Origin of the sequence: Pelagimonas sp. (genome assembly GCF_050633425.1) — a bacterium.
In the GTDB taxonomy this organism is placed as follows: Bacteria; Pseudomonadota; Alphaproteobacteria; order Rhodobacterales; family Rhodobacteraceae; genus Pelagimonas.
The window spans coordinates 1-16048 of sequence record NZ_JBOEGM010000053.1; the positions used below are offsets into that span (position 1 = coordinate 1).

Here is a 16048-nt window from a genome sequence, read left to right on the forward strand (position 1 = left end):
CGGCGCGGTGAAGCGCCAAAGCTGCCTGATGTGATGGGGTTGAGCGGTGTAACTTGCGACGCGGCGAGTCACATCCGCGAGGTTAGATGATCTCTTCCGTCAAGGTGGTTTGAGCCGCGCACCCCCGAAATTCGCCGGGGGCGCGAGGCAGGCTCACTTGTCGAAATGACGCGCGATGCGCGGGAATTTCAGACGTACAAACAGGTCGAGCAGCTTGTCCGCCTGAGCGTTGATGCAGTGATCCGAGTTCAGGAAATCACGCAGATACCGCTCATTTGGAAAAACGTCATCGACCAACGGCACGTAGTACCGTTCAGACGGTAGCCAGAACTGCCCGCCAGAAAGATCGAACCACATCATCGCATCTTGTAGCTTGGTTGGGGTCACACGCGGCGAGATATCAAGGTTCCGCCAGACCAGCTTAAGGCGCGCACGGTAAACCGGGTCCTTGATCTGCGCTGTCGTCGCCAGCAGCAGTTTTTGGGTGGCGTTGTTGTTCGAATTGTTCATGAGCTTTCTCCGTTGATCGCTAACAAATCGATACCTGCAAAAGCAGCGGAGATGGTGGGGAGAGATCGCGGAGAAATTCACCAAACACATGTAATTAAACGATTAAAATTTGACATCGGTGCCGAAATCGTGCCATGATCAAGAGTGAGTTTGGAGTTAACAGACGAGGTTTATCGAGTACGCAGGCGACGTTGTCCCAAAACGGGTGTTGTGGACTTAGAGACATGGGAGAAGGCTGACGGCACTCCTCACAATCCCGATGGTCCGGCAATAATTGAACGTGATCGAACGACAGGAAACGTCACCAGGTTGACTTACATGGTAGATGGTAAGGTGAGCAGAGAAGGTGGCGAGCCCGCTTCAGCCGAATTTGACCCACAAACCGGACAATGCGTTTTTCGAACTTTTTGTTTTGACGGTCAGTTTGGACGCGAAGACGGATTGCCCGACGTAGAGCATCTGGATGAGGAAACTGGGGTGGTCGTCAGGGCAGAGTATTGCGTTGCGCACCCACGAAAAGGTCGAGTTTGCCATCGCGAAGATGGTCCCGCACTTATCACCTACGATAGGTTAACGGGTGTGGTCACCGGTGAACGGTATTTCTTCAATGGTCGCGAACGAAGCCCAACCATTCGATCAAATTTTGACGAAGGCCCCGTGTGACACCGTTGCATAGAGAACAGTTCCAAGTAAGCTTTGAATGAGTTTTTTGGAAAGTGAGTCCTTTGCTTAGCTTTGAAGATTTTGAAACCTACGTTCCCAACCCCAAAACACTAGACATTAGACCTCACCTCAAACCCCAGCTGATCCGGTGTATTGAGAACATGCCTGACGCTGGAAGCATCATGTTTGGTCCAGAGTATCATATCTTCCAGCAGGCGATAAAGCTTGCCGACTTCAGAGAGAAAACGGCCAATACCACTGACACGACCGCTAGAAAGGACGATCCCGCTAAGATTTATAAGGACCGCCTCAAGGCCCTTGATCGCAGCACGCCTTCAGCCCGTGGCGACTACAAACTTGCCAAGGTCCTCCTTTATTGGCTCTTTCGCGAAATCCGTGAACCCTCCTACTTCAGAGAGGTTGCTCGACTGATCTGGCCAAACACCTCTTTGATATTCGCAAGATTCATTTACGCGAAGTGTGGCGGTCAGCCTGAAGATACGTTTGAAGAGGTTTCTGAAAGGTTCAATGCACCTGGGGAAACTGTGCGGTGCGAATTCGAGAAGATTTGGGCCGCAGAACGGGCACCATTTGAGGTTGGATTACCTTCAAAAGTTGACCAGATTTACCACTACACTGACACCACTATTGAAGTGTTGGGTCGGGAAGAGGAATTTTCAGCGTTGGTAAACTTCAGAGACGCGGGTGCAGGTTTTAGGTGGTGGCAGATAGCAGGACCGGGTGGGCAAGGGAAAAGTCGCCTTGCATTAAACTTAGTAACGAAAACACTGGAAAGTTATCCCGAATGGAACGCCGGCTTCTTTCTTCCGCATGATGGTGACGCGGAACTAAGGAAGTTTTCCGAGATCTCGCACGCTTGGACGCCAGAAAAGAACCACTTATTCGTGGTAGACTACGTTCTCACACGCACAGAGTATTTAAGAAAAGTAATGAAGGATCTAAGTGCGCGGGCACGGGATTTCCAATATGCTGTTTGCCTGTTAATCGTTGAAAGACAACCTTGGCATTATGGCGGATTTGGCAACAATGAAAATGATTGTGCAGATTGGTATGCTAAGATCTCTGAACACCGTTGCGGAAAAAACGAAGCTTTTGATAGCTGTCGATACACACCAGATGAAGAATCTAATTATTCGCACTGCCTGGAATTACCAGCACTCAAACAAGTGCATTTGATAGAAATCGTTGAGCGCGTAGCAAACCTTGTTGCGACCCCAGTGGAGCGAAGTAAAAAGCAGATTGGCCGACGTTTGCAAAAAATCGATTGCCAAGGTCGCCCTTTGTTTGCCTTCTTTCTTGGAAAAGCTCTCCGTGAAGGTGAGTATAGAGCAACAAGGAATGCTAACGACCTTCTAAACTGGGTATTGTGGACTGACCGACGGAAGCGTTGGAAGGCCGCCGAGTTCGAAGGTGCGCAAGAAGCTCCCGGAATCGGATCAATGGCTCCAAATAGGCGGGGATATTCCGGGCAAAACCCATCTATGCACATTGCTATCCTGGCTGCCGTTGTCGGACACTTAGATTGCAACTTATTGTTAAAATTCTACAGTAAGTTCGAGTGGACGCCGCACAATCGGCATATCCTGCGCGAGGCTATTGTGTTTTCGGACAATAACTTGGCCGACGATCCTGAGCCTGTCATTACAGGGCTTCAACCCAACATACTAGGTGAATTCTTCGTTCTCGAGTCTATTCGAAGGCAGGGGGCGTTCCAAGTCATTTTCGAGATTGCGTGGAAAATAGCGCCACAAGAAACCGCGAAATTTTTGCGGCAGTTATTCGAAGATTTTCCCGATCACCCAAAATCAACACACTTGCTAAAAGTTCCTGCTGATCCGGTCAGCAAAAAATCCTACCACTCTCTGTCGCCAATAATTTTTGAAGCGTATGCACAGGCTGGATTGAAATCTATGGATCAAAATGTCTATGATCTCGCGTACTCGGCTGCTAGAGAGGGCTACGGATCAGTGCACGCATTTGATGCCAAAGCAAAGCTCAACGCGGTCATTGGTCGAAAAAAACAGATTGTCCGAGACATTTTTATAGGAAATTTAACGAACTTCACGAAGCGAGCGCTCAAGGATTCCGACAATCTTGATGGCGACTTTTTGTTGGAAATTGCCGTCTTGAATGTCGCAAATAAGAAGCCAATTGGCGATCTGAATTCTGGAGTGAAATTGATTGAGCGCCTTTCAAAGCTTGGCAGCCCGGTTGCGATTCAAATTTTGGGTGTCCTGAAATTCCACGGTTTCATAAAGAGCGCAGATCATGGTGAAGCTTTTCGCGCCTTCGATACGGCCATTAGTTTAGGCCAGTCGTCTTCGAAAAGCTTTATTGGCGTTTGCCATTTTATTGGAAAAGGGTGCGTCGAATCAAGAAAGGATGCAGTTGCGTTTTTTGAGTCTGCTGCAGATGAAGGCGATCCGTATGGATGCGCAAATTTGGCCCTTCTAAAACTTTATCAGTCAGGTACCACTAGGGACCTGGAAGAAGCTTCGAGGCTATTTGAAGCTGCTGCGGAAAATGGCCTCAATACAGCCCGCTTCGTTCATGGCTTCTTTCTGTTGAAAGGTGTTTTTTTCGAGAAAGACAAAGCCGTGGGATTGTCTAAAATTGACGAATTTTTTCAGTATTTTTTTGATGACAATTTTAATTCCCGTCTGAAGATTATCGCTTTGAAAAGTTTAATAATTTTGAGTGTAAGGATTTTTCCGAAGAGATTCCTTAGTGAAGCAACTATTCCATTTTTGTTTTTCCCTCAGGTTCCTACGAGTCTCGATTTGATATTTTTGTAACATTAATTCTTGCCTGTTTGTAAAGGAAATTCAAGAGAACCAAATGTCTTATCTGTTTTCTGGCTTGTTCAATACATCTATTTTTTTGTCCGAATCCATCGCTGCGCGTGCTTCAGTTCTACATCGACGCTGTCAGAGTGTAGCCCATGCCATTCTGTCCGGATATTCCTTTTGGAGCGTGCGAAGTAGGTGTTTTGCTGCGGTTTGCTGGGCTGAAAATAGATCAAACTACCCGTCTTCTTGTCCGTGACACAACCTTGCTTGGATCACCTTGCATTTCACCCTAACTGGACAGCGCAATAGGGATTGGGAGGGCGAGGTGTGCCCGTGGCACTTTCAAACCCGCCACCGTTGGCGGCCCAGCTTGCCCTCATATGAATCGCCCTGAGTATTACTCAGGCCGGGCAATCCCGTAGGGATTGGGAGGGCGAGGTGTGTGCCGCTGGCACCGTCAAGCCTGCCACCGTTGGCGGCGCAGCTTGCCCTCTATTGGACCGTCTTGTGTATTACCCAAGCCGACGAGTTCGATAAGAACTCGGAGGGCGAGCTGTGTGCCCCTGGCACCGTCAAGCCTGCCACCGTTGGCGGCGCAGCTTGCCCTCTATTGGACCGTCTTGTGTATTGCCCAAGCCGACGAGTTCGATAAGAACTCGGAGGGCAAGGTGTGGGCTGGGTAATACCCATCCCGAACTTGCAAAGGGGCTGCGCCCCATTTGATCCCGCATAGTGAAGCTCGGTTTGATTGAACTTCACCCTCTCAGTCGTGAATAAAACTAAGTCTGTGTTCGTTGCGCAATTTCCGAATGTGTCGTGTGTAGCAATGAGACTAGAATTTGCACCTAGGGTTGTAAGTGAGGTATACTATCAGGTATGAATTTGAATTTACTTGGTAAATTGGCGATTTTGGGCGGTCGGGATGCATTGGGGTTCCGTGTCGCGAGTTGCTATGCAACTCGCGAGCCGCCTGCGATAGCAGGCGGCGGCTTACGCACAGGCGGTCAAAATGCGTGATGTGACCGTAGATGAATTTATCGCTGCAAAAGCTGCCGACAAACGCCAATTGGATTTTGACGATTTGCAACGCGAAATAACCGGGCAAGACGGCGCGCGGATGAAGCGGTTTTTGTCGTCTGATGACCCCCGATCCATGACAGCTGAGAAGAAGCGTCAAAAGGAACGCGCCTTTCGAGACCTGCTTGATCGCCTTTTGGAAGACCCGGAATATCGGGCGCTCTACGAAGATCTCGGCAACAAGCTCCGCGATACCGAAACTCAAACAGACACAGCAATTGCCTTGGTTGAGGCAAAGCTTCAAGACGCCGATCAGCTCATCGATGACATGGAGCGCCGTGCTGCCAAAGACCCCGATGGTCGCCCTGTCTTCCGTTATGCCGATGGACGTGTGGTCGATGCAAATGATGAAGAGCTACCACCTGAAATCGCCGCAGGTATTCAGTGGCCAGACAACGCTCCCACAGCGGAGGATTATTTCATCGCCAAAAGCCGCCGCAATGACCTCGCCGCTCATCTCGAAGAGTTACAAAGCTACCGAAATGACGTTCTCGGCAACATCCGTCATCGCTACGACGACAGAGACAATCCGATGAGCAAAGAAGACATTCGGGAGGCGCTGGAAGAAATCGAAACGTCTAGCCCTAATTTTGTTGGCTTGAACCGAACAGGCGAGAATCTGGGAGCCCCCAATGCGTTAGTGGTCTCTGCATCCTTGATACCTAACGCGCTCAATTAGTTAAGGCGTCTTGAACGACCCACAAGCCTTTTCCAGAACCAGTAAAATGACTGCACTTGGGTGATGTTGAGAGTTTCGCGAAATCGTGTCGCGAATTTCACGGTTTCTTTGTTCTGCAATAAGTTCGCTGGCAGCGTACCATTGGTTCAGACAATCTGCAGTCTTCTGATTTGTACGCGTGGCAACAAACGAAGCCATAGTTACGGCGGTGCCGATATAGTTGTTCTGTGCTTCGGTGGCCCAACTCAAAAATTCATCCCCCGAAAATGCTTCCGCGGACAAAGCCTGTGGACAGATTGAGACGCTCACCACTATCGTACTTGCCCCCACCCATTCAGCTATGCTGTTCATATTCCATGGTTTTTGTTCGCAAGGAGGCTTTACAGGATTCTGGGAACGGCGTAAACGTGAGTGCAAGAAATGCAGGGTATTGCAGGCACTGCGGCCGCGCTGCGGGCACGGTAGATCAGCTGTACAGAAAGGATGGATTCTGTACCGCCATGACAAATCCGCGCCGCATCGGCTACATCCGTGTTTCCACAAGAGCCCAAACCCCAGACCGACAAATTGAAGCGCTTCGAGCGGAGTGTGACGAGCTAAACATCGAATATGTCTCTGCCGTTGCTGACGCGCGTCCGGTGTTCGACAATGTAATCATCAGCCTCCAGCCTGGTGACAGTTTCGTCGTGATGGATTTGGATCGTGCCTTTCGATCATCCATTGATGCGATCCTGACCGCCGAACACCTGCGCCAGATCAATGTGACCTTTCGCATCCTGTCCATGGCTATCGACACCAGTACGCCGGAGGGCGAACTCTACTACACCATCGTTGCGGGCTATGCGCAGTTCGAACGGCGGATCATATCCAGGCGCACGAAAGAAGGGTTGGCCGCCGCCCGAGCACGTGGTGTGGTATTGGGAAGACGGCCAAAATTAACCGAAACTCAAATACGTGCAGCCCACAGCGAAACACGAACCCGACCTTGTGCCGAAGTTGCACAAAGCTACGGCGTATCAAGGCCAACTCTGCAACGAGCTTTCCGCAGATTAGGCTTGATAGTTTGACGCATCGCGGCGTCAAAAGAACACTATCGAAAAGGCAACTTATCACGTATAAGTTGCAGAAAAGAAATGAATTTCAAAGTGAGCAATTGGATGGAGCAGGCAATTCAACAAATTTGGGAAGATGATCGGTTCGTATATGTCCCCCAAGAGCTTTTCAAGCATCTCCCATCAGAGTTTCGAGATTCTGCTGAGTCTTTGGTGAAGCAAGGCGAGGAAGTTCTTCGGATTGCAGATAAGGATCTTCAAGGTTTGGTGAAGCTTTTGAACGCGATACCAACAACCTTAAGTCTCGGTTACATTTTTCATCGGCTGAGATCGTCTAAGTTCGAGGCAAGCACGGAAGCTTTTCTGGAGCTGGAAATGCTCACGACAGCATTCGTCGTAACCTATGGACGGCTCTTCGCTCGTGGCGAGGCTGCAAGTGGTGTGTCCAAGACCAGCATCCCGCAGCACCTTCAATCAGTTCATGACGAGATCATACAACTTCGAAACAAACGATACGCACACAACGGCTCCCACCACTCAATTGATAGTGGCGTCAGTGTCGACTTCACCGAGGATGGATTTGAAATCCAGCCACAAATGAGCCTTGGCTTCTTCATTGGCGGGCGAGATGAGTGGGGTGAACTGGTAACATTTCTAGACGCTCACATGCATGAACGCCTGACCAAAATTCTAGATCGATTGCGAAAGAAGACGGGACACAGTTGGACTTTTCCTAGTGGCTCTAGTCCTGATTGGTTAGGTTAAGAGCTATGAAGCATGTGACGTTAATCAATCAATTTCGTGAAGAGCTCACGCGCCTAGTGACGGAAGTAGAAACCGCCGTTGCTATGGGCCATTTGGATATCAACAAGATAGCAGAAGACGTTGTCTGTGGGTTGTTTCGCGAACTTTATGGCTTGGCTGCAGTGAGGAACTTGAACGCTGACGAGCAAGCCAACTATCCTGGAATTGATCTCGCAGACGATGATGCAAGAATTGCTATTCAGGTCACTTCTGACAGATCTCTAGACAAAGTCAAAGACACACTTTCAAAGGTTTTGAAGCACCGTCTGAATGAAAAATACGATAGATTCATCATCTACAATTTGGTTCGTAAACAAGCGAGCTACTCAGAGCAAGCGATTTCCTCGGTTTGTGCCGGAGTTGTGCAATTTTCACCCAAGACAGATATACTAGATTTCAAAGACTTAGCAACGCAAGCAGCAACAGTTGATCCAATCCGCCTGAAGGCGGCGTATGACTTGCTTCTTTCTTATACAAGAGGGCTCGAAGTCGGTCTTTCGAGCTTTGATTTCGACCCACCGGAAAGCCCGTCCGAAACGCTTGGCGCAAACTTAGTCGAGCTTTACTTCCCCCCCAAACTTTTCATCGCCGAGGTCCGGCAAGAAATCTTGACGGGAAAGAACGGCAAGAAAGCACGAAACCAGCGAAAACGCGTTAAAGAGTTCAGTCGCGAGGTCGAGCAGCTCACGCCTTCGGACTTTGAAGTCAGCGGTGGTCGCTTGATCACGTTTCATGATCTCGAAGCGAGCAACAACGCTTTCCAACATCTGATCGAAGAAGGTACGGTCGAAGAATTTTCACCTCAAGATTATTACGAGATCGATGATGATCACGAGCGCGTTTTCAAATCTCTGCTGCGTTTCGTTCTACAACAAAAACTCCATCGGCATGATGTTCTGTGGCAGCACCATGAAAAGGTTTTTATTTTCCTTCCGCGCAATCCCCGACAAACTAAGAGAACGGAGCAGTGGACCGGGCAACGAGTGTCTAACCGGATGGTTTTTGAACGGAAGCACAAGAGAGATAAGAAAGATGAAGTTTTGTCTTCAAGACATTTCGCATTCAGCGTGGATTTTATGTGTCTGGAAGGAGGTTGGTACGTTTCGCTGACACCGGATTGGTTCTTCAGCTACGGAGAGGATTACCGCAGGTCTTTCTACGGCGACAAGCTGCTTAGCGGACTGAAGAGAATGGAGAAAAACCGTTCCGTTTATGATCAGTTCAGGTTCCTTGCTTCTTGGCTAGAAGATATCGATGGTCAAGACCTGTTTTCGGACCAAAGTGCTTTGGGGCCCACACTAAGTTTTGCTTCACCGCTTCAGTTGAGCGGCGGCAGACCTCTCGATGAAAGCCATTGGCAACCCTTGCAATCAGAAGAGCCAGACGCTGTTCAAGAAAGGTTTGGTGCGCTGTGAAGCTTGAATTTGTAAAAGAACCTAGACTCATTTTTGCAAAGGGCGAGCATATTTGCCCTCGCCGAGGTATCGCGGCTTACGGAGTTTTCGACCAAACACAAGAAACGCGAAGAAGTGAAATTTATGTTGGCGGCGTCGGGTCGTCTGAATGTGTTGAGTTGCTTCAGGCATGGATTGAACGATGCAAGACAGGTATCAACGCGCCGGAAGATGCAAATCAGGAAAATCTGTTTCGACCGTTTTGCGGTTTCAACAAAAACGAAGGATTTGGTGCAGATGTCCGCTTCTCGGAAGATCTATCTCGCCCAATAAAGAACTCCGAAATCGACAAGATCGTATCGATTAAGTCGCGCAACGACCGCATCAACGCTGCAATTGATGCCTATTATGAAAACATTAAATTTTTGGCGCAAAATAGACACGTCGATGTGATCGTCTGCGTAATGCCCGAGAAGCTTTTCAAGGTTATTTCCTCGGACAAGTTACCAGGCGATGAAGTTCTGGAGGGAAGCGAAGCAAATGAAGAGCTTAACTTCCGGAGGGCACTTAAGGCGCGCGCCATGCCGCTTGGAAAACCTTTGCAATTAATCCGGCAGGTAAATTTAGACCAATCAAAATCTGCGGGCCGACAAGACGATGCAACGAAAGCCTGGAACTTTTGCACTGCACTTTATTATAAATCGGGGCCGACAATACCCTGGAAACTGGAACAAAAAAACACCAACGCAACTTCATGTGCTGTTGGTATCGCCTTTTACCGAAGTCGAGACCGACAGTCATTGTGCACAAGCCTTGCTCAAATATTTGATGAGCTTGGAAATGGCCTCATTCTTCGTGGCACGCCAGTTAGCATCGATAAAAATGATCGAGTTCCCAAACTCTCTGCAGAGCAGGCCTACGATTTGGTTGCAGCAGCGCTAAACGAATATCGTGTGGCCCTACGCACATTTCCTGCAAGACTCGTAATACATAAGTCTTCAAATTTTACCGCAGACGAAATCTCGGGGATTGAAGGGGCTGCAAACGATGCACGCATCGATTCCGTTGATTTCGTAACAGTGATGGACTCGAAATTGCGCCTTTTCCGAGATGGGAACTATCCGCCCCTCAGAGGGACGCTTGCTCGTGTCACAGATGACCGGCTTCTGCTCTATTCTAGGGGGTCAGTTTGGTATTATCAGACATACCCGGGCCTGTATGTTCCCCAACCAATAGAATTGAGAATTAAGAAATCTGAAGAATCCCCCATGACGATCGCCAAGGAGATTCTTGGGTTAACCAAAATGAACTGGAACAACACTCAGTTTGATGGAAAGTACCCGGTAACACTTGGGTGCGCGAGAAAAGTCGGGGAGATTATGAAGTATTTGACCGAGGCCGACACGCCACAAATCCGGTACGGGTTTTACATGTAGGGTTGTTCGCGTTGACTAGGAGTTCCGGGGAGCGTTGCTTCACGAAACTCCAAGTCAACCCTTAGATCATACAGGTGTATGAAATTAGGAAATTATTCTTGATCGAGCAATGCAATTTGTTCTATTAATGTTCTCCTTTCATCAACATATTTGCAAAGGAGATTTTATGAGCAATGAAACGAAACAAACCCAAGTCAAACCATCTTCAGTCCCACCGTACCTGCTGGGCTATACTGTCCGGCCTGGGAACAAGGGCGAGGAATCCTATTGGAGCAAGATCGCCGTGGCTTGGGCGCACAAGGATGGGCAAGGGTATAACGTTCAGATGGATGCCCTGCCTGTAGACGGCAAGCTCGTTCTGCGTACTGTGCCGGAAGATCACGATGATACAGGTGAAGTCTTTGAGCCTTTGCCGCGATAGTTCGGTGCTGCTATTCATTTGAGAACAAGGCGCGGACAGTTGTTCGTGCCTTTTCTTTTGGGGCGCATCCGCAAGCGTATCGGGCTTTCGTAAACCACGCCCGCAGGCGGTCGTGGCCATTCGGCTTCAATCCCTTGCGCACCTGCTTTCGCAGGCATGTTGGTGGCAGCGGATGTAACCGCTGCGTGCTTGGGGCGCTGCCCCTGGCGCATTTCAAGCAAAACAGATCGAAGAGATCCTTGCTTTGACGGTTTCCAACGCAAGCGCCGGAGCCTCCGTCAAAGGCAAAGCATCTTTCGCCGATTTTCCTTTCCATTTGCACCCCCGCTCTCGCCGAGGGGCAAGGGTTGCAAGCGCAACCCCTGCATTCATTTGGAAAGGAACGAATAAATGACCGTTACATTACATGCACAACCCTACGACATCACCGCCCGCGGCTTTTATTTCGAGAGCTATGAGGACTATGCCGAGAAGGCCGCGAAGCTGCGGAACGACTATGGCGATCCGGTCGAAGAATTCGAAATCCAGTTCATTGACGGTGAGGAGATTGATTGCGAATTGGCGAAGGCCATCGTCATCAATCAGGCCAATCTGTCGGATTATCTGACCTGCGTCGAGGACTGGGAAGATTGGGAAAAGACCCTTGTCATCATCGCCGTGGGGGAATGCGGTTGCAGCTTTGATGCGCAGGAATGCCCGGATCATCACGGTATCGACATTTATCATGTGGATAGTTTGCGGGAGCTTGCCGAGCAATTTGTCGAGGAAGGCTTGTTTGGCGACGTTCCTGAGCGGCTGCAATTCTACATCGATTATGACGCCATCGCCCGTGATCTGGCCTGTGACTACTCCGAGGCCACCATCTCGGGGCAACGCCTGATTTATCGCGCGACATGAGGGGGAGTGCAGCCCCAAGCCGCTCTGTTTGAGCGGTTTCAGGGTGCAATTCCGTGCCAGACAGCAGCGAAAGGACAAACTCATGACCCTGCAATTTATTGACCTAGACCAACTTTCCGTATCCCCCTTGAACGTGCGCAAATATGGCGCGAAGGAGTGTAATGACCTCGTGTCCAGCATCCGCGCCCTTGGTGTGTTGCAGCCGCTTCTGGTGCGCCCTGCCGACGAAGGCTTTGAAGTCATCGCCGGACAGCGCCGTTTGAATGCGTGCCGCATCCTTGCCGAAGACGGTGAGATTGAGCCGATCCCCTGCCTCGTGATGGCGGAGGGCGACGATGCGCAGGCCATTGAGGCCAGTCTTGCCGAGAACATTGAGCGCCTGCCAATGGACGAGGTGGATCAATACAAGGCCTTTGCCAAGCTGGTCAAAGAAGGCCGTGACGCAGAGGATATAGCGACCACGTTTGGCATCACGCCGCGCATGGTGAGCCAACGCCTCGCGCTCGGGCGGTTGCACCCGCCGATTTTGACCGCCTATCGCAAAGGCGCAGTCTATGCGGGCGATATCCGAAATCTGACCATGGCAACACCCAAGCAACAAAAAGACTGGTGGGCGTTGATGAAAGATGAAGATGCCTATGCGCCGACAGGTCAACGCCTCAAAAACTGGCTGTTTGGCGGTGAGCACGTCCCGACTGTAAATGCCTTGTTCGATGTTGAGGAAAGTGGGCTTGCCGTAGTCGCTGATCTCTTTGGCGAGGACAGCTATTTTGCCGATGCTGAGGCTTTCTGGACGCATCAGAATTCCGCCATTGCCGAGGCCGTGGACGCGCTCAAAGCCGAGGGTTGGACAGATGTGATCCTGATGGATCGTGGTAACTGGTTCGCCAATTGGGATCATCGTTCCTGCGCCTTGGAAGACGGCGGCAAGGTCTTTGTCACCACCACCCAACAGGGCGAAGTCACGTTCCACAAAGGCTATATCACCAATGCCGAAGCCAAGCGCCGCGAGAGAGCCGACACTGCGCCCGTCGAAAAGCCGGAGCTCACCAAAGCCGCGCAGAATTATGTCGATCTGCACCGCCATGCCGCCGTCCGCGCCGATATGTTGGGGCAGAGCGGGCTGGCCTTGCGCCTGATCGCAGCCCACATGATCGCCGGATCATCGCTCCGGCAGGTCGTGCGCGAACCGCAGAACACTGCCAAACCGGAAATTGCCGAGAGCCTTGAGGCCAGCGCCGCGCAACAGGCCTTCGACCAAGAGCGCGAAGCCATCGCGGAGATGCTGGGTGTCGAACTGGCGCAAATCCTGCCCCAGCGCGGCGATTGGTCAGTCACCCAGCCCGATATTGTTGAAACGTTTGCGCACCTAATGACCTTGAGCGACAAGGAGGTTCTCCGCGTGTTGACCTTCCTGATGACCGCCAGCTTAGAGGTAGCCAGCCCCTTGATTGACGAGATCGCAGACATACTTGGCGCGGACATGACCAAATACTGGCAACCGGAAGACACCTTCTTCGCGCTGATCCGCGACAAACAGGTCTTGAATGCCATGGTGGGCGAGTATGCAGGATTAAATGCAGCCGCAGAGCACATCACCGCCACTGCCAAAACCCAACGCGCCATTCTCACCGCCTGCATGGAAGGGACACGCACACCCGCCGATCCCAACTGGATGCCGCGCTACATGGCCTTTCCACAGGGCAGCTATCGCGAAGAAGCGGCGGAAAAGCCTAACATCCAAGATGCCGCGTAATGAAGAGGCCGCCTCATTGGGGCGGCCTTTCTCTCTCGTAGTTAAAAAAATCGCGGTCAGCCCGTTGGGCTGCCCGCTATTCCACCTGCGCCTTGTCTGGAAGGCCACAAACGGCTACGGGTTTGAAAAACACAAAAACGGGGACAAAATCTTGGACATCAATTTCGACGAACTGACGCTGGACGATCTCAAAGCTCTGCAGAAATCCGTTGCAAAGGCAATCCAGACTTTTGAGGCGCGCCAGAAAGCCGATGCGCTTGCCGCCGCCGAAGCTGTCGCTCGTGAGGCCGGGTATTCTTTGAAGGAACTGTTGGGTGCGACGTCTGGCGGCAAGGTTCCCGCCGCCCCAAAATACCGCCATCCAGAAAACTCCGCGCTTACATGGTCTGGTCGTGGTCGCAAGCCGAAGTGGTTTGTCGAGGCGATTGAGCAAGGCAAGACTCCGGAAGACCTCGCAATCTAAAACGCGGTTGCACGCACTCTCTCACTGATCCAGATCGTGCAAAATCGCCGCCCAATTCTGCTGCCCGCCAAGGACACGCAGGATGGCGAGGTGGTCTCCCTCAATCCGGTAGATGATCAGATGTGAACCCGTCGGGTGAATGCGCACCGGCGGGTCGAAGTCGTTGCGTTCACGTGCGATTTTGGGGTTGGCAAGCAGGCGTTCAAACGTCTCTTCAAGACTGAGCGAATATCGATCCGCTTGATCCATCGACCAGGTTTGCGCCCCATAGAGCCAGATCTCTTCCAAATCCAGACGCGCGGCGGGGGACAGGCGATAGCCTGACAAAGCGCCAAACCGCTCGCGTTCGGGGTCAGTCGGAGGCATAGCGCTCCCGCATTTGCGCGCGGAAGGATTGGAAATCAAACTCTTCCACAGGACCGCTGCGCACGCCTTCGTCGATGGCGCGCTGCAGGCTGGCTTTGGCATCCTCACGCTCCTGATCACGGCGGATCAGATGCCGGACATAATCGCTGGTATTGCTGAAGCGACCATCCTGCAAACGCTCCTCGACCCAGGACTTCATCGGGTCGGGCAAGGAAACATTCATTGTGGCCATTGCGGTATCCTCCATAGGTTTTCATTTTATCAAAGGATGGCAAAGTTTGTCAAACTTGGGCGATGCGTTATCCCCAAGAGGGGCCGGAATGGTCTGGCCCGTCGCGTTTGCGCGGTTCCGGCTCTCGTGAAGGGTGCGCCCATGTCGGTCTGTCGCAGCGATCCACAAAAACCTGTAACTGATCGCGATGGCGGGTCATGGCGACATAGGCGAGGTGCTGATCCATGCTGCGTGAGGCGAGCACATAGGCGTGATCCACCGTCGCGCCTTGGGATTTGTGCACGGTGACGGCGTAGCCGTGATCGAAGCTTTGATAGGTATGGGGATTGAACCGGATTTTGCGCGGGTGATCCCCGTCCAGACGGATGCAGAGTTCATCTAGCCCGGCCTGTTCCACCGTTCCCAGCATGCCGTTCTTGATGCCCAAATCTTTGTCATTCTTGCCAAAGACCAACCTGTCACCTGTCGCAAAGGCGCGTTTGCCTGTGTCTGTTTGATAAAGCTGTTCAATCGGCGGTGTGTCCTGATCCTCGCGCAGGGCCGCGCGGATGGCTTGGTTCAGCGCGAATACATCCCTGCGTTTATGGGCAAAAGCCAGCCGCGACGTATCATTGCCATTCACCGCGACATCCAGCCGATAGGCCTGCACCAGCCGCTCAATATTCTCGTCGAGATTGTTACTTTCAGAAACCGCATTGCGGTCTGCGTAGCGTTGCAACGCCTTGTCAGAGCGACCCTCAGCCAACTCTTTGGAGGCCTGTTTCTGCCAATCCTCGCGCTGACGGTGGATCTCGGTCAATTGCGCCGCGCCGTGCTGGTCGATGACATCGCGAAACGGTTTGCCTGCCTCAATCGGCTGCAATTGATCTGGATCGCCGACCAGCACCAGTTTGGCCCCGATCTCATTCATCTTCGCCGCCACCCGCGCCATCTGTCGCGTACCGATCATGCCCGCTTCATCAACGACCAGCACCTCGCCGGATTTGATTGGTTCATGCCCGTTCTTCCAGGACAGCTCCAAAGAAGCGAGCGTTCGGCTCGGAATGCCTGAAGCCTCTTGCAACCCGTCGGCAGCTTTGCCCGCCAAAGCCGCGCCATGCACGACAAGCCCTTGGCGCTGCCAGGCATCCCGCGCCGTATCAAGCAAGGTGCTCTTGCCAGCCCCGGCCAAGCCCACCACGCAGGACAGGCGATTTGCGCCGAGGATAAGCTGCAATCCTGCGCGTTGTTCTGCGCTCAACCGCCCGCCAAAGGCGCGCGTCATGCGCTTGTCCTGATCCGAGATGGCCTTGCTAACATGGCGCTGATCGACCGCGAAGCCGGTCTTGTTTGAAAGGTCATTGGTGGATTGTTGCAGGCTGTCTTCAGCGGCGCGGTAATCACGCGTGGTGAAGCGCGGCAAGGTCCCAGTGTTCAGCCGGATCAACTCCGGCGACTTCAGGGCTTTGGCGGCGGCCTCCTGCAATTCCGCTGGTTTGTCGATGCGTT

The 16048-nt window shown here is 51.8% G+C and carries 15 protein-coding genes; 10 read left to right on the forward strand and 5 right to left on the reverse strand.

Annotated elements, in window-relative coordinates:
• Positions 1–153 precede the first annotated feature (153 nt).
• Entirely contained in the window at positions 154–510 is a 357-nt protein-coding gene (locus ACRBB0_RS26635) for a hypothetical protein (RefSeq protein ID WP_431377501.1), read from the reverse strand.
• A gap of 725 nt (positions 511–1235) precedes the next feature.
• Between ACRBB0_RS26635 and ACRBB0_RS26640 the strand changes: the two genes are divergently transcribed.
• Both ACRBB0_RS26640 and ACRBB0_RS26645 read left to right on the forward strand, forming a co-directional pair.
• A complete protein-coding gene (locus ACRBB0_RS26640) occupies positions 1236–3989 on the forward strand; it encodes a tetratricopeptide repeat protein (RefSeq protein ID WP_431377502.1) in 2754 nt (917 codons plus the stop codon).
• A gap of 1003 nt (positions 3990–4992) precedes the next feature.
• Entirely contained in the window at positions 4993–5739 is a 747-nt protein-coding gene (locus ACRBB0_RS26645) for a hypothetical protein (protein ID WP_431377503.1), read from the forward strand.
• On the opposite strand, the gene ACRBB0_RS26650 is transcribed toward ACRBB0_RS26645, so the two are convergent.
• The gene (locus ACRBB0_RS26650) at positions 5740–6090 is read right to left on the reverse strand and encodes a hypothetical protein (protein ID WP_431377504.1); all 351 of its coding nucleotides are present in this window, start codon (positions 6088–6090) and stop codon (positions 5740–5742) included. It abuts the gene before it with no gap.
• Between the two features lie 149 nt (positions 6091–6239).
• On the opposite strand from ACRBB0_RS26650, the gene ACRBB0_RS26655 reads away from it, so the two are divergent.
• From ACRBB0_RS26655 to ACRBB0_RS26690, 8 genes are all read left to right on the forward strand, one after another.
• Entirely contained in the window at positions 6240–6806 is a 567-nt protein-coding gene (locus tag ACRBB0_RS26655) for a recombinase family protein (RefSeq protein WP_431377505.1), read from the forward strand.
• A gap of 66 nt (positions 6807–6872) precedes the next feature.
• Positions 6873–7556, forward strand: coding sequence for a hypothetical protein (locus tag ACRBB0_RS26660; RefSeq protein ID WP_431377506.1), 684 nt, complete (start codon positions 6873–6875; stop codon positions 7554–7556).
• Positions 7557–7561: 5 nt separating this feature from the next.
• On the forward strand, positions 7562–9010 hold the full coding sequence (locus ACRBB0_RS26665) for an SMEK domain-containing protein (protein WP_431377507.1): 1449 nt from the start codon (positions 7562–7564) through the stop codon (positions 9008–9010).
• Complete coding sequence (locus ACRBB0_RS26670) at positions 9007–10425, forward strand: argonaute/piwi family protein (protein ID WP_431377508.1); 1419 nt, start codon at positions 9007–9009, stop codon at positions 10423–10425. Before ACRBB0_RS26665 ends, ACRBB0_RS26670 begins: the two co-directional genes overlap by 4 nt.
• A gap of 166 nt (positions 10426–10591) precedes the next feature.
• Entirely contained in the window at positions 10592–10846 is a 255-nt protein-coding gene (locus ACRBB0_RS26675) for a hypothetical protein (RefSeq protein ID WP_431377509.1), read from the forward strand.
• 390 nt (positions 10847–11236) lie between these two features.
• Complete coding sequence (locus ACRBB0_RS26680) at positions 11237–11743, forward strand: antirestriction protein ArdA (protein ID WP_431377510.1); 507 nt, start codon at positions 11237–11239, stop codon at positions 11741–11743.
• 82 nt (positions 11744–11825) lie between these two features.
• Positions 11826–13499 (forward strand): ParB/RepB/Spo0J family partition protein, encoded by a 1674-nt coding sequence (locus tag ACRBB0_RS26685; RefSeq protein WP_431377511.1) that lies wholly within the window; start codon positions 11826–11828, stop codon positions 13497–13499.
• A gap of 148 nt (positions 13500–13647) precedes the next feature.
• The gene (locus ACRBB0_RS26690) at positions 13648–13962 is read left to right on the forward strand and encodes an H-NS family nucleoid-associated regulatory protein (RefSeq protein ID WP_431377514.1); all 315 of its coding nucleotides are present in this window, start codon (positions 13648–13650) and stop codon (positions 13960–13962) included.
• Positions 13963–13983: 21 nt separating this feature from the next.
• Here the strand turns inward: ACRBB0_RS26690 and ACRBB0_RS26695 are convergent, their stop codons facing one another.
• From ACRBB0_RS26695 to ACRBB0_RS26705, 3 genes are all read right to left on the reverse strand, one after another.
• Positions 13984–14328: a type II toxin-antitoxin system RelE/ParE family toxin gene (locus ACRBB0_RS26695; protein ID WP_431377512.1), complete on the reverse strand. Its 345-nt coding sequence runs from the start codon at positions 14326–14328 to the stop codon at positions 13984–13986.
• Positions 14315–14560, reverse strand: a complete 246-nt coding sequence (locus tag ACRBB0_RS26700; protein WP_209260259.1) for a type II toxin-antitoxin system ParD family antitoxin — start codon at positions 14558–14560, stop codon at positions 14315–14317. Before ACRBB0_RS26700 ends, ACRBB0_RS26695 begins: the two co-directional genes overlap by 14 nt.
• Positions 14561–14627: 67 nt before the next feature.
• The coding region (locus tag ACRBB0_RS26705; protein WP_431377513.1) for an AAA family ATPase at positions 14628–16048 on the reverse strand (1421 nt) is incomplete at its 5' end.